15 protein-coding genes are annotated in these 20158 nt (G+C 72.6%); 4 read left to right on the forward strand and 11 right to left on the reverse strand.

Going from position 1 to position 20158, the window contains the following annotated elements; genetic code table 11:
- Window positions 1-3: 3 nt before the first annotated feature.
- From ABD295_RS10615 to ABD295_RS10630, 4 genes are all read right to left on the reverse strand, one after another.
- Window positions 4-528, reverse strand: a complete 525-nt coding sequence (locus ABD295_RS10615) for a hypothetical protein (RefSeq protein ID WP_344303681.1) — start codon at window positions 526-528, stop codon at window positions 4-6.
- Window positions 518-1210, reverse strand: coding sequence for an RNA polymerase sigma factor (locus ABD295_RS10620; RefSeq protein ID WP_344303682.1), 693 nt, complete (start codon window positions 1208-1210; stop codon window positions 518-520). Before ABD295_RS10620 ends, ABD295_RS10615 begins: the two co-directional genes overlap by 11 nt.
- A gap of 119 nt (window positions 1211-1329) precedes the next feature.
- Complete coding sequence (locus ABD295_RS10625; RefSeq protein ID WP_344303683.1) at window positions 1330-1719, reverse strand: YkvA family protein; 390 nt, start codon at window positions 1717-1719, stop codon at window positions 1330-1332.
- Window positions 1720-1769: 50 nt separating this feature from the next.
- Window positions 1770-2957: a PP2C family protein-serine/threonine phosphatase gene (locus ABD295_RS10630; RefSeq protein ID WP_344303684.1), complete on the reverse strand. Its 1188-nt coding sequence runs from the start codon at window positions 2955-2957 to the stop codon at window positions 1770-1772.
- A gap of 119 nt (window positions 2958-3076) precedes the next feature.
- Here ABD295_RS10630 and ABD295_RS10635 point away from each other — a divergent pair, with 119 nt between their 5' ends.
- The 3 genes from ABD295_RS10635 (at window position 3077) to ABD295_RS10645 (ending at window position 6432) form a co-directional block, all read left to right on the forward strand.
- A complete protein-coding gene (locus tag ABD295_RS10635; RefSeq protein ID WP_344303685.1) occupies window positions 3077-4402 on the forward strand; it encodes a sensor histidine kinase in 1326 nt (441 codons plus the stop codon).
- A 7-nt stretch (window positions 4403-4409) separates the two neighbouring features.
- Window positions 4410-5054 carry a LuxR C-terminal-related transcriptional regulator gene (locus ABD295_RS10640; protein ID WP_344303686.1) on the forward strand — a complete coding sequence of 215 codons (645 nt, stop codon included), beginning with the start codon at window positions 4410-4412 and terminating at the stop codon, window positions 5052-5054.
- Window positions 5055-5259: 205 nt separating this feature from the next.
- Window positions 5260-6432 (forward strand): polyamine ABC transporter substrate-binding protein, encoded by a 1173-nt coding sequence (locus tag ABD295_RS10645; RefSeq protein WP_344303687.1) that lies wholly within the window; start codon window positions 5260-5262, stop codon window positions 6430-6432.
- 9 nt (window positions 6433-6441) lie between these two features.
- On the opposite strand, the gene ABD295_RS10650 is transcribed toward ABD295_RS10645, so the two are convergent.
- Window positions 6442-7452 carry an endonuclease/exonuclease/phosphatase family protein gene (locus tag ABD295_RS10650; RefSeq protein ID WP_344303688.1) on the reverse strand — a complete coding sequence of 337 codons (1011 nt, stop codon included), beginning with the start codon at window positions 7450-7452 and terminating at the stop codon, window positions 6442-6444.
- Window positions 7453-7550: 98 nt separating this feature from the next.
- Here ABD295_RS10650 and ABD295_RS10655 point away from each other — a divergent pair, with 98 nt between their 5' ends.
- Window positions 7551-8570 carry a glycosyltransferase family 61 protein gene (locus tag ABD295_RS10655; RefSeq protein WP_344303690.1) on the forward strand — a complete coding sequence of 340 codons (1020 nt, stop codon included), beginning with the start codon at window positions 7551-7553 and terminating at the stop codon, window positions 8568-8570.
- 37 nt (window positions 8571-8607) lie between these two features.
- Here the strand turns inward: ABD295_RS10655 and ABD295_RS10660 are convergent, their stop codons facing one another.
- Genes ABD295_RS10660 through ABD295_RS10685 form a run of 6 tightly spaced genes read right to left on the reverse strand, consistent with a single transcriptional unit; the run spans window position 8608 to window position 20148 of the window.
- Entirely contained in the window at window positions 8608-9672 is a 1065-nt protein-coding gene (locus ABD295_RS10660; protein ID WP_344303691.1) for a tetratricopeptide repeat protein, read from the reverse strand.
- 22 nt (window positions 9673-9694) lie between these two features.
- Window positions 9695-13213: an eCIS core domain-containing protein gene (locus ABD295_RS10665; protein WP_344303692.1), complete on the reverse strand. Its 3519-nt coding sequence runs from the start codon at window positions 13211-13213 to the stop codon at window positions 9695-9697.
- Window positions 13210-15267 (reverse strand): ATP-binding protein, encoded by a 2058-nt coding sequence (locus ABD295_RS10670; RefSeq protein ID WP_344303693.1) that lies wholly within the window; start codon window positions 15265-15267, stop codon window positions 13210-13212. The genes ABD295_RS10665 and ABD295_RS10670 overlap by 4 nt, the downstream gene beginning before the upstream one ends.
- Window positions 15264-16745 (reverse strand): hypothetical protein, encoded by a 1482-nt coding sequence (locus ABD295_RS10675; RefSeq protein WP_344303694.1) that lies wholly within the window; start codon window positions 16743-16745, stop codon window positions 15264-15266. Before ABD295_RS10675 ends, ABD295_RS10670 begins: the two co-directional genes overlap by 4 nt.
- A complete protein-coding gene (locus tag ABD295_RS10680; RefSeq protein WP_344303695.1) occupies window positions 16742-18523 on the reverse strand; it encodes a hypothetical protein in 1782 nt (593 codons plus the stop codon). Before ABD295_RS10680 ends, ABD295_RS10675 begins: the two co-directional genes overlap by 4 nt.
- On the reverse strand, window positions 18523-20148 hold the full coding sequence (locus ABD295_RS10685; RefSeq protein ID WP_344303696.1) for a hypothetical protein: 1626 nt from the start codon (window positions 20146-20148) through the stop codon (window positions 18523-18525). The genes ABD295_RS10680 and ABD295_RS10685 overlap by 1 nt, the downstream gene beginning before the upstream one ends.
- Window positions 20149-20158 lie beyond the last annotated feature (10 nt).

Here is a 20158-nt window from a genome sequence, read left to right on the forward strand (position 1 = left end):
CGGTCACAGCACGATCCACTCGGTGACCAGCCTGGTCCCGGCGGTCCGCACGGCGAAGCGCACCAGCCCGTGGTCCTCGCCGGCCAGCGTGAAGAAGCCGGTCTCGTCGGTGGTCGCCGAGCGGGTGCGCCCGTCGACGTGCTCGAAGGTCACCTCACCCGTCGCGTCCATCCCCGGCGAGGCGGCGTCCCCGTCGAGCTGACCCTGGATGCGGCGATCTGCCAGCTCCACCTCCAGGGTCAGCCCGCCGCCGGAGAAGGCCAGCGTCCTGGCCTCCGCATCGCCACGGACGGCAGCAACCCCGTCCGCGGCGGAGTCGTGCACGAGGGCCAGCAGCTCCTCGTCCACGGTGCGCCAGGTGAACGCCGCCTGCGCCGCGACCCGCCACTCGGGCGGCACCTCTCGGGGGGCGGCCAGCGCCTTGCCGAGGATGGCTTCGGTCTCGAGGTCACGCTCGAGGTCGGGCTCGAAGCTGGGCTCGACGTTGGGCTCGAAGCTGGGCTCGACGTTGGGGTCGTCATGGGACACGGCGGTCGCCTCCGTCCTGGTCGGGGCCGGCCGTGGCCTCGTGCCACGCCCGGAACGCACGGGTCTTGCGGAGCTGGGCCAGGGCCCGGGCCCTCGTGGGGCCGATGCTCCCGATCGGCATCCCGAGGATGCTGCTGATCTCGTCGTACGGCGTCGGCGGCTCGCTCACCAGCAGCTCGAGCAACCGGCGCCGGTCGGCGGGCAGCTCGGCCAGTGCGTCGCGCATGGCCTGGTCGCGCTCCTGGTCGACCAGCAGGTCGTCGAAGTCGACGTCGTCGACGCCCTCGAGCAGGTGCGCACCGGGCTCGACGCTGACGACGCGGCCCGACGTCGTCGCGGCGCGCAGCGCCTCGCGGCGCGCCGTCGTGGCGAGCCAGCCGGGCAGCGCCTCGGGCTGCCGCAGCGAGCCGAGGTGCTCGACGAGGCGCAACCAGACGGTCTGGTTCACGTCAGCGGCGTCCGCCGCCGAGAGCCGCACCCTTGAGACGACGGAGTGCACGAGCGGGAGGAACCGGTCGACCAGCTGGTCCCAGGCCTCGGTGTCACCCTCGCGCGCGGCCGCGACGAGCCCGGCCACGGACGGGCCCGCGACGGGCTGGTCCATCGGCGGCCTCCGGGTCGGGAGCACGGCCACCAGCGCGCGGGTCGAGTTGGGCTCCACGACCAGACAGAGCACCGTCACGAGCCGGTGATACATCGGAGTCGGGAGGAGGTTGCTTCTGGGGTGGCGGCTCCCACCGTGTCAGCCGGACCCGGGCGCTCACAACCCCGTCCGGATCACAGACCTCGCCCTGAAGGCGGTCACCGCGACCCGAGCAGCCGCAGCAGCAGCGCGGGGTCGGTCGGCCAGGCCTCGAGCAGCGTCTCGCGCGGGATGCTGCGCGCGGCGTACCTCAGCAGGAGGACGACGGCCACCACGTCGTCGAGCGGCCCGATGACGGGCAGGAACTCCGGCAGCAGGTCGATGGGCGAGACCACCCACACGATCGCGACCAGGAGCGCGACCTTGGCCCGCCGCGGCACGTCGGGGTCCCGGCGCAGGAGGCGGGCGGTGGTCACGCAGGCCGGCAGGAACTCCGCGACCTGGCGGAGCAGTCCTGGCGGCAGGCGGTGCGCGAGGAGCACCATCGCCAGGCAGGAGACGGCCCACAGGCCGATCGCGATGCCCGCGACGACCAGCAGCCGGCTCATGACCGCCACGCTACGGCGTGCGCGCGAGGCCAGGCTTCGCCTGGATCTCCCTAGGAGACCCGTGGGCGCCTGCGCCGAAGCACCACGATCGTGAGGTCGTCCTCAAGCGGCTCGTCCGCGGGCAGCAGTGCCGCTGCGTCCACCAGCGCCTGCGCGTGGGTGACCGGTCCGAACGGGCTCGACCCGTTCCCCAACGCCTCGGTCTCGACGGGGAAGCGGTCGAGCACGCCGTCGCTCACCACCACGAGCGCGTCGCCCGGGCTCAGGCGCGCGGTGTGCGACTGCCAGGTGTCGCCGGGTACGACGCCGAGGGGCAGGTCCGTGGAGGCCAGCCGGTCCACCGACCCGTCGGTCCGGACGATCACGGCAAGGCCGTGCCCCCCGTCGACCCAGCGGAGGTCGCCGCTGACGGGATCGAGCCGGACCGCGAACAGCGTCACGAAGCTGGCCGCGTCCTCCAGGTCCTCCTCCACGCTCGCGGCAGCACGGGTGATCGCGCGGTCGAGACCTCGCACTCGCGAAGCGCCGCGGATGAGGGACCGCAGACCCGCCGCGAGCACCGCCGCAGCGAGTCCCTTGCCCATGACGTCGGCCGTCACGACTTGCACGGTGCCGTCGTCCAGCTCCTGCCAGTCGAAGAAGTCGCCCCCCACACGCCGAGCCGGGACGGACCGGCCGGTCAGGTGGTACCCCGGGATGTCCAGCTGGTGCCTCGGCAGCAGCCGCCGCTGCACCTCCCGCGCCCGGGCGTCGTCCTCGTCGGCCGCGATGTCCCTCTCCACCCAGTCGGCGAGGATCCGCAGCATGCGCACCTGCTCGTCGTCCAGCCGCCGCGGCTCGAAGTCGAGGATGCAGAGCGTGCCGATGGGTTCGCCGTTCGGTGCGGCGATCGGCTCGCCCGCGTAGAAGCGCACGCGGGCCGGCCCGGCGACGTACGGGTTGTCCACGAAGCGCGGGTCGAGACTCAGGTCCGGCACCTCGACCCTCTCGCCCGCGAGGACGGTGTGCGTGCAGAAGCTGTCACCACGTGGCATCTCGGTGCCCGGGAAGCCGACGTTGGCGAGCGCGACCGTGCGGTCCTGGTCGACCATGTTCACGGCCACGAGCGGCACGCCGAAGATCTTCTTCGCCAACCGGACGACGTGGTCGAGCCGTTCCTCGACCGGTCGGGCCAGCACGGCCGTGTCGTCCAGCGCCTCGAGGCGCGCGTGCTCGAGATGTGCCCGAGAGATCGTCATGGTTCCTCCGGGGGGAGAGGTGTGCTGCCAGCGTACGCTCCCCAGTCGGGCTGGCCCGACCTCGATCGTCGGGCTGGCAGGATCGTGCTCGACCCCGGACGATCCCTAGCGTCGTCCTCATGACGGAGACCCTGCACATGTCGCCCACCCGCCAGGCCGCAACGAGGTCCGAGCAGGTGGCACCGAACGCCCTGATGCGGGTGCTGCTCGACTCGGGCTACGCGCTGTCGGCGTTCCCGATCTCGCTGTCGGCGTTCGTCCTCGCGGTGGTGCTCTTCTCGACCGGCGTCGGGCTGTCGATCCTCGTGGGCGGCGTCCTGCTGCTCACCTTGTGCGTCATGGTCGCCCGCGGCTTCGCCCGGCTCGAGCGTCACCGGGTCCGCACGATGCTCGGTCGCGAGGCCGCCACCCCCCGCTACCAGTGCGCACGGTCGGACGACGGCTTCGTACGCCGGATGCTGACCCCGCTCCGCGACCCGCAGTCGTGGCTCGACGTGGTCTGGTCGATCGCCGGTTTCGCCACGGGGTTGGTGGCGTTCGTGCTGGCAGTGGTCTGGTGGGCAGGGGCGCTGGGCGGCACGACCTACTGGTTCTGGCAGACGTTCATCCCCGACAACCCCGACGACACCGGTCTCGCCGAGCTGATCGGCCTCGGCGACGGCCGGGTCGCCGAGAGCCTGCTCAACCTCACCGTCGGGCTGGCCCTCGCCGTGACCCTGCCGTGGGTGGTGCGCTTCGCCGCGGTGCTCCACTCGAGCCTCGCCGTCGCGTTGCTCAGCAGCCGGGCCGAGCTCCAGGAAGAGGTGTCCCGCGCCGAGGGCGGCCGTGAGGCCGCCCGACGCGCCGAAGCCTCGTCGATGCGCCGGCTGGAGCGGGACATCCACGACGGCCCGCAACAGCGATTGGTTCGGCTGACCATGGACCTCGGCCGGGCGCAGAAGCAGCTGGCCGTTGACCCGCAGCGGGCGTCGGAGACCATCGACGGTGCGCTGGCGCAGGCCCGCGAGACGGTGGCCGAGCTGCGCGCTCTCTCCCGGGGCATCGCGCCTCCGCTGCTCGTCGACCGCGGCCTGTCCGCCGCGCTCGCCGAGATGCTCAACCACAGCGTCGTGCCGGTGACCGCGCACGTCGAGGTGGGCGAGGCGCTGCCGCCGCACGTCGAGACGGCTGTCTACTTCGTCGTGGCCGAGGCCGTCACCAACATCGCCAAGCACTCCGGCGCCCGTTCGGCTCACGTGTCCGTGGTCGACACCGGCGACGGGGTCTCGATCCGCGTCGAGGACGACGGCCTGGGCGGCGCACACCCCGCCAAGGGCAGCGGGCTGGCCGGCCTCCAGCAGCGCGTCACCGCGGTCGACGGCCTCCTCGAGGTGGTGTCCCCGGTCGGCGGGCCGACGGTGGTCAGCGCGTTCGTCCCCGTCCCGGGGGCCCGGGGTCACGGATGAGGTCGGCATGAAGGTCGTGGTCGCGGACGACTCCCTGCTCCTGCGCGAGGGACTCCAGCTGCTGCTCGCCGAGGCCGGCCACGACGTGGTCGCTGCGGTGGGCGACGGGCCGGACTTCGTGAAGGCGATGCTCGAGCATCGGCCCGGGCTCGGGGTCGTCGACGTGCGGATGCCGCCGAGCCACACCGACGAGGGGCTGCGGGCGGCCGTCGACGTACGCCGATCGTGGCCGCAGGCGCGGCTGATGGTGCTCTCGCAGTACGTCGAGGTGTCGTACGCCGACGAGCTGCTCGCCACCGGCGACGGCGGCGTGGGCTACCTGCTCAAGGACCGGGTCTCCGACCTCGACACCTTCCTGGGGGCTGTCGACGCGGTCGCGGCCGGTGGGACCGCCCTCGACCCGCTCGTGGTGCGGCAGCTGATGGGCCGCAACCGCGACCCGATCGCCGACCTGACCGAGCGGGAGCGCGAGGTGCTCTCGCTGATGGCCACGGGGCTCTCCAACGCCGCCATCGCGGAGTCGATGTCGGTCACCCAGGCCGGCGTCGAGAAGCACACGCAACGGATCTTCGCCAAGCTCGGGCTCTCCCCCGACGACGACACCGCGCACCGGCGGGTCGCCGCCGTGCTGCGCTTCTTGAAGACTTCTTGAAGGCTTCTTGAGGTCTTCTGGAAGCCCCGTGGAAGCGTGCGGATGACCCACGTGGACAGTCCCACCTGACCCACAAGGGCTATTTCCTCTAGTTTCACTGCACCCATCGGGGTGAGATCGCCATCCTGGCAAGGTGGACCTGCTACCCCCCGATCACGCGAGCAAGATGCTGCCTGCGCAGCATCGCAGCCGCCGACGAACCTCCGTGAGTCGTCGCGGGCTGCTGCTGGGCGGCCTGACGGGGGTCGGTGCCGCGGCAGCGCTGGCGGCGCGGCGGCGCGACCTGCCGTTCCTGCAGGACGCCCCAGTGGCCTTCGACCCTGTGCCCACCGGCTGCGGAGCGCCCGACGTCTCCGCCTCCGAGCGCCGGCTGGTCATCAGCAACTGGCCGTCGTACATCGACCCGCCGCGGAAGAAGACCTCGACGCTGCAGGAGTTCGAGCAGCGCACGGACATCACCGTCGACTACTCCGACGACGTCAACGACAACATCGAGTTCTACGACGCCGTGCACGAGCGGCTGCAGTCGTGCCGGGCCATCGACCGCGACCTGATGATGCTCACAGACTGGATGGCCGCGAAGATGACCTGGCAGGGCTGGATCCAGCCGCTGGACGCGACGCGGGTGCCCAACCTGCACGCCAACCTCATCAAGCCCCTCAAGGGCGTCGCCTGGGACCCCGACCTCGCCTTCCACGCACCCTGGCAGTCGGGCCTGACCGGCATCGCCTACAACGCCTCGAAGGTCGGCGAGGTGCGCAGCTTCACCGAGCTCCTGACCCGCCCGGACCTCAAGGGCCGCGTCACCCTGCTCACCGAGATGCGCGACACGATGGGCTTCATGCTGCGCCTCGAGGGGGCCGACCCGGAGGACTTCTCCTCCGGTGACTGGGCCAACGCCTTCGATCGCCTGGAGAAGACGGTGCTCTCGGGGCAGCTGCGCGGCTTCACCGGCAACGACTACGTCAAGGGCCTGAAGAACGGCGACATCGTCGCCTGCGAGGCATGGTCGGGCGACGTCATCCAGGCGCAGTTCGACAACCCCGACATCAAGTTCGTCGTCCCCGAGGAGGGTCTCGCCCTCTGGAGCGACAACATGCTGGTGCCCAACGGGGCCACCCACAAGGCGAACGCCGAGGACTGGGTCAACTACTTCTACGACCCCGAGGTCGCCGCCCGGCTGGCCGCGTGGGTGAACTACATCTGTCCGGTGAAGGGCGCGCGCGAGGAGATGGAGAAGATCGACCCGTCGCTGGTCGACAACCCGCTGATCTTCCCCGACGACGACATGCTGGCCGACGTGTTCGGCTTCATGCAGCTCGACAGCCAGCAGGAGATCGCCTACGAGGGCGCTTGGGTGGAGCTCGTCAACGCCTGACCCGACGGGTCAGTCGTCCTCGACCACGCGCACGGCGATCGGGAAGTGGTCGGAGAACCCGTCCTGGTCGATCGGCTTCCCCATCCCGCCGAACGGCACCGGGCGGGGGTAGTCGCCGCCTGACGAGGTGCCGGGGAACCGCAGGATCGACGCCGTCTCGGACAGCACGCGGATCGGCGCGGGGTCCGCGGCCATGTTCTTGTTCACCAGGAACTGGTCGAGGACGTTGGGCTGGTTGTCGAAGTAGAACGTGCCGTCCGGCTGGCCGCCGGGGGCGTCGCGCCCTCCGGCGTACCGCCAGGCGAGGTTCCACAGCAGCGGGGTCTGCGCGTTGAGCACCCGCGCGCGCTGCCGGACGCTCAACGCGTGGATGACCAGGGACGAGTCGAACGGCTCGTCGTTGAAGTCGCCCATCGCGAGCACCGGCGTCCCCGGGCCGTGCACCTCGAGGGCACGCTGGTGGAAGTAGCCCAGGGTCTCCCCCGCGATCTGCCGGTAGCCCTGCGACTCGAACTGTCCGCCGCTGCGCGAGGGCCAGTGGTTGCCGAAGACGCTCCACGTGCGGCCGGCGGGCAACGTCTTGAAGTTGACCTGCACGATCTCGCGGGTGGCGTTGCGGCGCATCACGACGTGGAAGAAGGTCTCGTCGGGCGGCACCTCGAGGCGGGAGGTGTCGTAGATGAACGCGACGTCGATCCCGCGTGCGTCGTCGGTCTCGGCGTGCGCGACGCCGTACGCACGGCCGGGGAGCAGGGTCTGCACGGCGGCGACGAGGAGGTCGACGACGAACCTGTTCTCCACCTCGCACACACCGAGGAGGTCGGGCCCGTTGCCGGAGTTCATCTGCGCGATCACCGAGGCGAGCTGGGAGACCTTGCGGTCGCGCAGGGCCGGCGTCCAGCCGGCGATGTCGTTCTTGATGGTCCGCCAGACCTTCTCGGTACGCCGCGTGGGCGGCGCGTCCTCCTCGTCGAAGAGGTTCTCCAGGTTCCACCAGGCCACGTAGTGCTCGGTCGGCACGCCGACCACCTCCCTCATCGCTGGTCGAGCCCGGTCGAGACCAAGAGCACTGACCAGGCCTCCGTGATACCACTCCCGGGGCCGTTTAGGCTCGCGCCGTGGACGAGAGCGGCTGGCACCGGGCGGAGTTCCCCGAGTCGCCGCGCGGGTCGGTCGCCTGCAAGCAGGTACCCACGGCCACCCTCACGACGGTGACCCGTGGACCGCTCGGCGCGGTGCGCCGACCGACCGGCTTCTTCACCGGGGCGGTCTACGACGCCGACGGGCGGCTGGTCCGCCGGTCGCAGCGCCTGGGTGGGCTCGGCGGCGCGCAGCGGGTCGCCGCGGACGCCAACCGGCTCGGGCCCCTCACCGTGGAGCCGGAGCGGTTGGCCGGTCACTGGATGTACGGCGGCCACTGGTTCCGGCACTTCGGGCACTTCTTCACCGAGACGATCACGACCCTGTGGCCGGAGCCGCCGGCCGACTGCGACGGGCTGGTCTTCCACGCCTACTACCGCGAGACGCCGCCTCCTGATTCCTGGCAGCCCGACCTCCTCGAGCTCGCGGGCTACGGCGGGCTGCCGATCCGGCTCGTCCAGCACACGCCGATGGTCGTCGAGCAGCTCACCGTCCCCAGCCGGCCGGTGGTGCTCAACGGCTGGGCCCACCCCGAGGCGGCGCTGGTCTGGGACCGTGTCGTCACCGCCGCCGGGGGCCCTGCCACCGGCACTGAGCGGCTCTTCCTCTCGCGCAGCAAGTTCGAGGCCGAGGGTGGCAACCCGATCCGCGAGGCCCGCACCTCGGCCGAGTGGAACGCCGGCTTGGACGCGGCCTTCACCGAGCGGGGCTTCGAGGTGGTCCATCCCCAGGACCTGTCGGTCCGCGACCAGGTGCGGCTGGTCGCCGGCGCGGGGATGCTCGCGGGGAGCGCCGGCACCGCTCTGCACCTCGCCGCGTTCGGGCCCGGCGGCCGTCGGGTGCTGGAGGTGGGCGACGCCCGCCTGCCCGAGTCGATGAACCCGATGCAGCGGGTGATCAACGCCGCGCGCGACCACGAGCAGGCGTTCGTGCCCTACGGCGACATCGACGACCTGCGCCGGCGGCTCGACCTGCTCCTCCAGCGCGCCCAGCGGTGAGCCGTGCGCCGTCTCCGCGAAGAAGACCCTGTGTGACTCACCGCCCGGTGTCGGCGCCGAGCCGGGACAGCGCGTCGAGAGCCCGGGCGCCGAGCGGACCGCCCAGGTCCGCCACCGCGTCGAGGTGCGGGCGCGCGTCGACCGGCCGGCCCGACGCGAGCAATGCGTACGCGAGGTGGAGCCGCACCCGGCCTGCCGGGTCGGCGGCGAGCCCCTCCTCCAGCAGGCCGACTGCGGCCTCGAGCTCACCTGCGGCCAGGTGCAGCACCGCCCGGTCGACCAGCAGGTCGGCGTCCCGGGAGGACGCCAGCGCCCGGTCGAGCTCCGCAGCGGCCTCGGCCGGGCGGTCGAGCGCCACCAGCACCACAGCCAGCTGCCGCCGGGTCGCCACGTCGTCGGGATCGAGCTCGAGGGCCGAGCGGGTGCAGCGCGCGGCGGAGCCCAGGTCCCGCAGGGAGAGCAGGACCGCGCCGAGCTGGCGCCACGACGAGACGTCCCGCTCGTCGACGCGCACCGCCTCGGTCAGCAGCGCGGCGGCGGAGTCGAGGTCGCCGCGCGCCGCCAGGCACGAGGCCAGGGACCTGAGCACGTCGACCCGGGCGGGCAGCCGCTCGTAGGCCTGCCGGTACGCCGCCTCGGCCGCAGCGAGGTCGCCCGCCAGCAGGTGCGCCTGCCCGAGCGCGACCCAGGCCGGCGAGGCGGGATCGAGGGTCACCGCGCGCTGGAGGAGCGGCAGCGCGAGGGCCGGCGCGGCCAGCGCCAGGTGCGCGTTCGCCTTGTTGAGCAGCGCTGTCGGCGACAGGTCGGTGACGGGCCCGATCGCGTCGTACGCCGCCAACGCACCGGCCGCGTCCCCGCGCTGCACCCGCAGCAGACCGAGGTTGTTCAGCACCGACGGATCTCCGGGGGTCTCACCCAGCAGCGCGTCGTACTCGGCCTCGGCGGCGACCAGGTCACCGTCGAGGTGCAGCCAGGCGGCCCGGCGCAACCGCCGGACGCGGGGCGACTCCTCGTCGCCAGCGCCGACGGCGGCGAGGTCGGGGAGCCGGTGGCGCGCCGCGATGGCGTGCGGACCGGCCGCGGCGGGACGGGTCTCGGGCATGGTTCCTCCTTGGTCGGTCAGCTCAGGTGACGCGGTCGACCAGGCCCGACAGCAGGGCCTTCGGGTCGATGCTCGGCACCTCGAAGGTGACGTCGGACAGCGAGGGCTCGAACGGCTTGCCCTCCTCGTAGTGGACCGGCAGGGAGAGGCCGAGGCGCAGGCCGGAGCCGTACTCGAACGCGGCGAGCTGCCACTTCTTCTCCCACAGGTTGATCGTCTTGAGCCACAGGTCGAGGTCGACCCGCGCGAAGCCGGTGACGTCGAACTTGAAGACCGGCTCGGCGTACGCCGACGCGACCGCGTCCAGGACCAGGCCCTTGGTGGGCGTCCAGTCGATGTCGACGCCGGCGCCGACGGCCGCCTCGATGCCGAGCGTGCCGCCGATCTCCAGGCCCAGCCGGGCCTCGACCACGGGGATGCCGGCGCCGAGCGCGGCGGAGATGGCGAGCCGGATGCCGGCGCCGGCGGGCAGGTGCAGGCCGGCGTGGCCCTTGACCGTCGTCTGCTCCTCGTGGTCTGGGTTCCAGGTGATGCCGAGGCTGAGGTCCTTGAGCTCGGCGGGGCCGAAGTAGGCCATCAACGAGGCGCCGCCGGCGATGGTCGCGAAGATGCCGATGTTGGCGCCGGCCACCGAGATCCCGATGATCGGGATGTCGATCCCGACCTTGAAGAGCTCCTTGTCGAGGCTCTTGCGCGGGAAGATCTCCAGCGCCGACGGCAGCCCGATCTCCCCGCTGACCTCGATCTCGCCGCTGGGCAGGAGTCGCAGGCCCGCGGTCGCCTTCAGCCAGGGGGCGAGGGTCAGCGCTACCTGGCCGCCGCCGTACGCCGCCAGGTCGGCGCCGGGCTCCCCCGCCGGCTTGCCCGCCGGGTCGAGGGGCCGGTTGGTCAGCCCGATCGTGAACTGGCCCGCGGCAATGCCGCGCGCGTAGGCGACGGTCGTCTCGACCTGGATCGCGCCGTTGTCGTAGGTGCCGGTGACCTGGCTGGCGACGCCGGGGATGCTCGGCGTCGCCTGGAGCTTGCCGAAGACCTTCCAGCCGCCCTCGGGGTCGCGCACCAGCTGCGCCTCGATGCTGCCGCTGGAGATGCCCGGGACCTTGGAGCCGAGGTTGAGCGTGCCGCCGAGCTCGACGGTGCCGTCCTCCTTGTAGGCGAAGGCGAGCGTGCCGGACTCGACGCCCGGGATCGTGGTGGCGAAGGTGCCGTTGGCCTTGATGCCGTCCTTGCCCCAGTCGACGGTGACCTGCGCCGACTTCAGGCCCTTGATCTTGCCTTCCTTGATCCCGAGGACGCCCTTGCCGCCGAGCTCGGCGTCCTTGTACCAGACCTCCACCCGGGCTGGCTCGAAGAGATCGGAGAGGAAGTCGAACTCGCCGCCCAGGGCGAACGACACCTCCGAGGTGTCGGCCCCGGCGGCGGCGTACACCCGTCCGTGGCCGAGACCCTCGATCTCGAAGGCGGCGGCACCGAGGATCTGGAAGCCCTTGAGCCCGAACCTCAGCTCGAGGCTGCACTCCCCCACCTTGATCGGGCCGGGGAAGGTGAAGTCGTCGGAGCTGAAGACCTTCGAGAGATACACGTCGTCGCCGTCGATGACGACGTCGATCTCGGCCTTGTCGATCAGCGGGATCGTCGGCAGCAAGCGACCGCGAGCGACCATGCCCTTCTCGGCGGTGAGGTCGGTGTCGTCGAGCTCGATGGGACTCATGCCCTCGAAGGAGATCTTGGTGCGGGCCTCGTTGATGAACCGCTCCTTGTCCAGGAACCCCGCCCACTCGAGCTTCTGCTGCCGCTTGATGTCGATGTCCTGCTTGACCGGGTGGAGTCCTGTCCCGCCCTTCTTGTCCTCCCTGAACAGCTCGCCGACGACCTTGCCGCCGTTGTCGGGGTCGAACTGCACCTCGGTCACCCGGTAGTTGTTGTGCGCCTTCGAGGCGGTCCTGGAGTTCAGGTAGAACCACCAGTTGTCGTTGGGCGCAGGGCGTACGCCGCCCGGCGCCTTGGCGCCCCACTCGACCTCGGCCCGTGCCCCGCCACGAGGTCCGAGGAAGAGCGCGATCCGTTCGGCCGTGCCACCGGCCTTCTTCATCTCGGCGCCGGTCATCGCGCGCAGCACCTTGAGCGGTCCGCCCTTCTTGGCGGTCTCGATGTCCCAGCTGCTGTCCTCGCGCCCGTTGAGCTTGATGGGTTCCCCGTCGAAGGACTTGACCGAGAACGTCCAGGACGCTGCGCGCGCGGCCTCCTTGTCGGCGGGGACGTTGGCGACTCCCTCCTTGGTGGCTTTGGCGAAGACCTTCTCGAACTTGTCGGAGAGCTGCTTCTCGATCTGAGAGCCGGAGCTCATGTTGGCCTGCTCCTCGAGCAGCCAGAGGTTCTTGGGATCCTCATCGCTGCCACCGAGCTGGTACTCCACGATGTGGTCGATCTGGAAGCGCGTCGGCTCGCCCTTGGCGTCCCACAGCGGCTTCACGGCGAGCTCGGGCAGGGTCTCCGCCGTGACGATGATCGGGTTCTGGGGTGACTTGTCGTTGACGAGGTAGAACTGCCCGGCGTCGTCCTTGGTGCTCACCACGTCGGGGTTGCCGAGCAGCGCCGTCACGGCATCGGTCAGCTCGGTGGCCCCCTTCACCTCGTCGTTCCAGTTCTTCTTCTGCTTGGTCTTCCCGCGCGGTCGGCCGACAGGGACGTCGGAGACCTTCTGCGCCTCTGTCTTCGGCTTCTTGCTGGTGGGCAGCCCGATCACGGCCAGGGTCACCTTCTTGGCGCCGGAGTCGATCTCCGAGCCGTCATCCAGGGTCTTCTGGGTCAGCGTCGGGGTCCCTCCTGCGGGAGGCGCTGCGGCGGGTGCGCCACCCGTCGGCGGCGGTGTCGCGGGCTGGCGCTGGGCCACCGATCCCGACCCGCCCGACTGCTGGACCACGTGCGCCGCCTCGTGCGCGAGCAGGCCCACGTCGTCGGCCGACTGACCCGTGCCGAGCGAGATGTCCTGGCCCTGCGTGAACGCCTTCGCGCCCATCCGGTCGGCGGTCTCGCGGGCGGCGGCGTCGTCGTGGACGCGCACGCCGCCCAGGTCCGCCCCCAGCCCGGACTCGAGCGCGCCGCGGGTGGCGGGCGCCAGCGGACTGCCGGCCCCGGGACTGGGCACGTCCACCGTGCGCGGCGGGTGACCGCCACCGGACTTCGTCTGCACGGGCTCCTCGGCCTGCTCCTCGTCGAAGAGCCGCTGCACGACCCCGCCGCCCTGCTCGATCTCCTCCGGCGAGATCGACGTGGCGGTCTCCTGACGTTGCAGCGCGTGCTGGTCGACGGCGGAGACCGGAGGCGCGGCCTTGCCCTGCACGATCTGCTCCGCGGCCCTGTCGGCCTCCTGCTCGAAGGAGTCCCCGGCCTTGCCGACGGTGGCCTCCTTGAGCTGGAGCCGCGGCGGCACCGGTCCGACGCCGCGGCGCGACCCTCCCGACCGGTGCCCGCCGTCGTACGACGTCGAGCCGGACGACTCCGCGGAAGTCCTGTGCCGAGCCCGGCCGCTGGAGGTCACGCCCGCCCCCGATGCACCCGTCGCGGCGCGCCGGCGGCGGCGAGTCCGACGTAGCCGTCGACCGACGGCGGCTGCGGCCGCCCGGGCGAGCCCGGCGCCCGCTGGGCCCGCATGGCGCCGGCCTTGCGGTGCTCGGCGGCCACGGCCGCCCGGACGGCGTCCGCGTCGAGCGGGCGTCGCTCGCGGGCGCTGACCAGGCGGGCATACAAGGCGGCGTTGCGGATCTGCCCACCCGTGAGTCGGTAGCGGTCGGCGAGCGCGTCCAGCTCGTCGGCCGAGACGTCGTGCCCATCAGGCAGGTGCAGCGCCCAGATCCGGCGCCGGGCGGCGGCCCGGGGCTTGCCGAAGACGATCGTCGCGTCCATCCGCCGGCTGAACGCCGAGTCGATGCGATCCGGTGCGTTGGTGGTGATCACGATGATCCCGGCGTAGGTCTCGAGCCGCTGCAGCAGGAAGTTGGTCTCGAGGTTCGCGTAGCGGTCGTTGGCCGAGCGCACGTCGGTGCGCGACCCGAGGAAGGTGTCGCCCTCGTCGAGCAGGAGCACCGCGTCCAGCTGCTCGGCGTCCGACAGCAGCCGGTCCAGGATCTTCTCGGTGACGCCGACGTACTTGTCGAAGACGGCAGCCAGGTCGACCTGGTAGAGGTTGCGCTGCAGGACCGCGGCCAAGGTGCGCGCCGCCAGCGTCTTGCCGCAGCCGCTGGGCCCGGTGAGCAGGGCGCGGACGCCGGCGCCGCCGACGCCCCGGTCGCCCACGGCGAGCTCCTCGCGCAGCAGGCAGCGGTGCTCGAGCATCTCGAGGTCCGCGCGCACGGTGGGGCTGGTCACGACGTCGTCCCAGGTGAGCTCCTGGTTGTCGATGCGCGTGGCCTTGGTCTCCAGCACGTGGTCACACAGCCGGCGGCTGGCGGCGCGGACGTCTTCCACCTCGGGGACCCGTCGCCCGTCGACCTGCGCGACCACCGTGGCGTCGCGAGCGAGCCGCCGGACGTAGCCGTCGGGCACCACGAACGCGCCCGCCAGCGTCTCCACCCGCCGCTTGCCGGCGCGGGGCAGCAGGGTGCTCCACAGACGCCGCCGCTCGGCGAGGTCGGAGCGCCCGATGGTCACCGTGGCCCGGCGCGCGTCCTCGGCACCGACCCCGCCCGCGGTGCCGGTGAGCACGACGAGCGGTCCGTCGTACCAGGCCGGGCGGGGCACGTCGGCGAGCTCGCCGGGAGCCGGCTCTAACCTGACCGCGGGGACCGCGTCCAGACCCGCCGCGAGGGCGAGGGCCGGTCCCTCGAGCAGCTGGGCACGAGTCGCCCACAGCAGCGGCCGGTCCGACAGCGCGGCCAGGGCGGCTGCGCCGTCCGCGCCCGGGACCTGACGGGCGACCAGCGTGTCGAGCCGCCCCTGCGTCAACAGGTCGACGTGGCGGCGCAGGTGCTCGCTCCGCTCGTCGCCCCAGTGGGCCACCGCGCTGGGACCTGGAGGGGACGCCCGCTTCACCAGTGCCCTCCACGCCTCGTCATCGCGGACGGCGGACCACAGGTCGGCGGCGACCTTCCTGGCCTGACCCGTGCCGGCGACCGGCTCGACGAGGTGCTCGCGGGTGAGCCGCTCGAGCAGCCGCGCGACCTCCGCCTCGCCCGGCCGCTCGAGAGCCGCGACCACGACGGCGACGGGCACGCCGGCGACGTCGGTCGTGCCCTGGAGCTCGCGCACGACCTGGAGCCAGCGGTCGTCCTCGTCGAGCAGCGCGACCATCGCCAGCGCGAGCCGGTCCCGCACCGCGCCCAGCGCAGGGACCCGGGTCAGCGGGAGGCCGGGTGCCTTGGTCTCCACCGCGGCCACCTGCCGCTCCCACCAGCCGACGCAGTCGGCCCAGGAGAGGCCGTCCGGGACGTGGCGGGCCAGCTCGCCGGCGTACGACGCCACGAACGGCTGCCGGTCGACCAGCCCGGCCACCCCGTCGGGCAGGGTGCGGTCGGCGAGCTCGAGGAGCGCGCTCACCGCCCCGAGCGCCAGCGCCGTGGTGTGGCCCGCGGTCGTCGCGGGGAAGACGGCCTTCACGGAGCGGCCGGCTCGACGAAGTGGAACCTGACCACCCGGCCCAGGGAGGGGATCCAGCCCGGGTCGGCGTCGAGCGCGCGGCGGCGTACCGCGAGGTCGACCGCGTCGAGCGCGACGAACACCTCGACGTGGGTGCGGTCGACGACGAGCCGTCCTGGCACCGCGACCAGCTCGGCCAGCGTCGGCTCTCCGGGCTCGAGCGCGAGGTCGTCCAGCACGGGTGACATCGCCGTCGCGCACCGGACGAGGACTTCGGGCGCGGGCGGTTCTCCCGGCGACCGGCCCGCCAACGCCTGGAGCGCCGGCCAGACGGTGTCGTCGTCGTGCTGCTCGCCCTCGACGACGGCGCGAGCCAGGCCGTCCACGACGTCCCAGGGCGCGGCGTCGACGAGACCGGAGGCGCGCAGGTCGAGGCGGGTGTAGACGTTGACGAGGTAGAACACCCCGGCCAGCCCGGTGGCGACGCCCTCGACGGCGACGCCTGGGTCCGGCCCAGCTGGGTCGTCGACCGGCGCGACCTCCCGGCGGTCCGGTTGCGGGCCGGACCGGACGCCCTCGGCTCGATGGTCCTCGCGGAGGCGGCCGCGCTCGGCTGTCGGCGGGCGGGCGCTCAGCACGTCGGCGCGCGGCTCGGGGTCGTCCGGACCTCCGGCCGACTTGTCGTCGCGGACGTCCTGGTGCGACCCGGGCGCGGGTGACGAGGGCATCGCGGCGAGGGACCGCCTCTCGGTTCGTCCGAGCAGCAGCTCGACGAGCGACACCAACGACGGGACGAACCCGGCCCCCGTCACCACTCGGGCCGCGGGAATCGTGCTGCCGCGCCGCCCCACGTCGTACGCCGCCGGCGGCCCGGCACTCGCGACCCCGGTCGGCGCCACCGACTCGTCCAGGGAAGGCATGGAAGCCGGAGCAGGCGGACCGACCGGCCGCACCCACAGGTCGTGCTGCACCGCCAGGGCGTCGAGCAGGACCAGCCGGCCGCCCGGCGACAGGTCACCGAGCACGGCGTCGGCGCAGCTCCACTCGTCGAGGGCCACCACGACGCCCGCGAGCGGCACGACGGGATCGGCCACGACAGCGTCGACCACCGGCGGCGGCAGCATGCTCGCGAGCTGCGACCAGATCCAGTCGCCCAGCCGGTGCGCCCGGATCGCCACCAGGTAGCACGCCAGCAGCTCGGCCTCGTCGGCGAACAGCACCGCGTCCGCTCCCGCGTCGACCGCGCCGGCCACCGGGCGGGCCGCTAGTCGCGAGGCATCGGCGACCTCGGCCGCCACCGCCGAGGGCACCGACGCAGGCGCCGCCACGACCGCAACCCGTCGCACCACCAGGACGGCGGACGGCGGCAGCCCCTGCGGCATCAGGGCGTCGAGCACCGGTGCCGGCTCGTCCTCCTGCCACTCCAGGAGCACGAGCCGGTCCACGCGGTCGGCGGCCCAGATCGAGGGCCGGATCGAGGGCCAGATCGAGGGGATCATGGGAGCGCGTAGAGGAAGGCAGCCTTGGCGGTGACGGTCGAGTCGCTCAGCAGCGAGACCTCGAGCCCGAAGGTGAACTGCGGCAGCCGCGCCGCCCCCGACTCCAGCTCGCGGATGATCACGCCGCTGGGTTGCTTGTCCACGACGATCGACTCGCCCTCCTCCTCGCCCGCGATGGAACGCGTGACGTCACCCTCCTCGTGGTCGGCGCGCCGCTCGTCGAAGACGTGCACGCCGCCGATCGTCAGGCGGTACTCGACGGTCAGGATGTTCGGCCCCACCTGCAGGTCGCGCGTCGTGGCGCCGTCCTCGTCCACCATCCGCGCGCTCACGGCGTACGGGACCGAGGACCTCTTCCGGGCTCGCGGCTCCAGCAGGAAGCGCTCGTTGACGTTGGTCGTGACGCGATAGGTGACCAGCAGCCGGTAGCCGCTCTCGGTGGGCCAGAGCTCGTCGGTCTGCATCGCCACGGTGACGAAGGGCTCCTCGTCCACCACCGGCTCGACGGCGGCCAACCGGTCCATCAGCAGGTCGAGGTCGATGCGCTCGCGGTAGGGGTGGTGGGCCGACACGAAGACGGCGTACGGCTCGCTCCTGACCAACGAGTCCTGCACGGCGACCACCGTCAGCGGCAGGCCGCGGGTGGTGACCAGGTCGATCGGCGGCTGCTCGGCGCCAGCGCGGAGGATCCCCTCGACGCGCGCGCTGCGCACGGGCCGCTCGGCCTTGTTCCACGCGCTGGCGGAGACGCCGGTGAAGAACGGCATCGGCGTGCCGCCCAGGAAGTCGGTGATCGTCCCCGGCGAGCCGATGCAGGCCGCCGGCAGGATGCCTGCCGCCGGCAGGTAGCGGAAGTGCGTGGCCAGCCGCGGCCCGCCCGATGGCCCGGTGCTCGAGAGCAGCTCGGCGAGCTGCGCCTGGAACTGCAGGTACGCCGCCGTGCCGGCCGCGGCGCGCAAGGGGGACGTGAACGACGCCAACCCACCGGCGTCACCGGTCGCCGCCCGGCACGGCCGCCGGACCGCCCACTCGTCCAGCTCGGCCACGGAGCCGCCCTGGAGATAGAACACCGCCAGCGGCACCTCGCACTTCTGGAGCGCCAGCAGCTGGTGCGCGAGCTCGAGGTCGGGGTCGACGTCACCCGCGGTCGCCACGTCGGAGAAGGCGGTCCAGGGCCCGGAGCCGAGGAAGAGGTGGCTCACCACGTTGCGCGAGCGCGGCGACGCGCTGCCCAGCCCGGGGGTCTGCGTGTCGGCGAGGACACCGGCCAGGAACGCCGGGTCGAACGGCACCCGGCGGAAGCGGACGCCCTCGGCGAGGAACCCCGGCCCGCAGGACGCGCCGGTGAGGTAGGGGTCCGCGGGCGCACTGCCGGTCTCGATGCTGTCGGGCCGCACCGTCAGGAGGAATGCGTTCGACGTCGACGACGCCGGGCTGGAGCCGCCGCAGTCGCTGAAGGCGGTGCCGGCCGGTCCGGCGCTGGTCCCGATCGCGCCGGTCCCGGCGACCCGCACCTCCAGGTCGGTCGGCAGATCGAGCACCTCTCCGTGCCGGTTGACGGCGACCCCGGCCGTGACCGTGACCGAGCTCCCCGACGCGCGCGAGACCCGCAGGCCGTCGGCGATTCCGGGTCCGAGGGCGCGGCCGACCAGGGTCCGGTGCCGACGGTCCGCCGCCATCACCATCCGCAGGTCCTCGGCGCTGAGGATCCGGCCGTTGAAGAAGTTCGGGACCGCGATGCCGCCGGCGGTCTCGATCTGGTCGAGTGCGGTGGCCATCACACGTCCTGCAGCAGCTCGGGGACGGCCCGCAGCGAGAGGCCACCGTTGTCGCGGTCGTCGAAGACCGAGATCTCGACGTGCAGGGCGGAGTGGTTCAGGTCGTCGCGGCCGAGTCCCGCGATGACCAGCTCGCGGAACTGGTCGTTGGTCCGGTCCCGGGGCCGGCCGACGAAGACGACGATGCTCTCCTCGGTCAGCCGCACGACCTGGGTGCGGATCAGTGCGCCGTCGGCCTCGGGCGTGAGCTTCACGACGAACTGCCTGCCCTCCAGGTGCCGGAACGCGGCGAGCGCCTCGACGTACCCCGGGAAGTGCAGCGACAGCAACGCCCCGATCGGCTGCCGTTCGATCATCGCGACCTTGAGCGCGCCGTACATCGTCCGCTGCCTGAGGTCCTCCAGGAAGCCGTCCTCGTTGAAGTCGAGCTCCACGACGCCGCCCGCGACGATGGCGTACGCCGCCGGGCGCGACTTCACGTGCGGCTCGCGCTCGGGCGCCGGGCCCGTGGTTCCCACGATGTCGACCTGGGGGCGCCAGACCGCGCCGTCGTACTTCAGCACCAGGCCCGTGTCGGCCGGGCTGGAGCCGAAGCTGGCCGGGATCTGCACGTCCGCCAGGAGGTTGAGGTCGAGGCGCCGCTCCTCCCACCGCGGGTTGGGCGGCGGCGCGTCCGTGCCCACGTTGGTGCCGACATCGGCGTCGGCAACCGTCCCGACGATCACGTTCCCGGCGCGGGCGCTGGGCGCGTTGACGTCGGTGAGGTCGTCGAGCGGGAAGGGCACCGGCGTCGGATCCGGTTGGACGACGACGGTCCCGCCGCCCTCGACCCGCAGCAGCCACTCCTGGATGAACTGCGTCGACAGCACGAGCGGCCGGTCGGCGAAGGACAGCGAGTCCTCGTCGAGGTCGTCTCCGAAGGCCAGGGCGCCGCCGTCGTCGACGAGCGGCACCTCGATCCGGCCGAGCACGACGCAGTCAGGGTCGAGCGGGTCGAGCCAGCGGTTGGCGAAGCCGTCGGGGTCGCCGCGCGAGGTCACGAACTCCGACAGCGCCGCCCGCTTGTCCTCGAGCGTCGCGTCCTCCTCCAGCAGCGCGGCCATCACGGCGGCCTCGGGGAACTCCGCGAGGTCGCCGCGGACGGGCGGCTCCTCGAGGGTCAGCTCGAGCCGGAACGAGTCCTTCACCCGAGACGGCTGCACCGACGCGTCCAGGGTGCGGCAGGGGCCGCTCGGCACCGGGATCGGGTCGGCCGCGCACTCGTCGTAGCAGAGCAGCACCCAGACGGTGACCGTCTCCGGACGCGGCGGCAGGTCGTCGACGCGACTGGTCAGCCACGGCAACAGGTCGGCGCACTGGGTGACGTCGATGCCGATCCAGCGCCCGGTCCCGTCGATCGCCGCGCCCGGGTGCACCTCGAGGTGGCCGTCGTCCGCGAGCACCAGCTCCAGCCCCGACACGACGCCCCAGCCGTGCAGGGCCCGCTGGTGGCGGTCGTCGCGGGCCATCAGGTAGCGCTGGTCCTGGCGCAGTTCGTCGTCGCCGACGATCATGCCCAGCGAGTAGCGCACCCGCTTGGTGGGGTCGAGGTCGGACAGCTCGTGCGACGGTGCGAAGACGGTCATGGTCGGTCCC

Origin of the sequence: Nocardioides bigeumensis, assembly GCF_039531755.1 — a bacterium.
Lineage (GTDB): Bacteria > Actinomycetota > Actinomycetes > Propionibacteriales > Nocardioidaceae > Nocardioides > Nocardioides bigeumensis.

What these genes read in the sequence shown, in the direction of transcription:
- ABD295_RS10660 (WP_344303691.1), bottom strand. Translation starts at nt 9,672, where the DNA reads ATGCCCGAGACCCGTCCCGCCGCGGCCGGTCCGCACGCCATCGCGGCG.
- ABD295_RS10625 (WP_344303683.1), bottom strand. Translation starts at nt 1,719, where the DNA reads ATGAGCCGGCTGCTGGTCGTCGCGGGCATCGCGATCGGCCTGTGGGCC.
- ABD295_RS10680 (WP_344303695.1), bottom strand. Translation starts at nt 18,523, where the DNA reads ATGGCCACCGCACTCGACCAGATCGAGACCGCCGGCGGCATCGCGGTC.
- ABD295_RS10685 (WP_344303696.1), bottom strand. Translation starts at nt 20,148, where the DNA reads ATGACCGTCTTCGCACCGTCGCACGAGCTGTCCGACCTCGACCCCACC.
- ABD295_RS10630 (WP_344303684.1), bottom strand. Translation starts at nt 2,957, where the DNA reads ATGACGATCTCTCGGGCACATCTCGAGCACGCGCGCCTCGAGGCGCTG.
- ABD295_RS10635 (WP_344303685.1), top strand. Translation starts at nt 3,077, where the DNA reads ATGACGGAGACCCTGCACATGTCGCCCACCCGCCAGGCCGCAACGAGG.
- ABD295_RS10675 (WP_344303694.1), bottom strand. Translation starts at nt 16,745, where the DNA reads ATGATCCCCTCGATCTGGCCCTCGATCCGGCCCTCGATCTGGGCCGCC.
- ABD295_RS10640 (WP_344303686.1), top strand. Translation starts at nt 4,410, where the DNA reads ATGAAGGTCGTGGTCGCGGACGACTCCCTGCTCCTGCGCGAGGGACTC.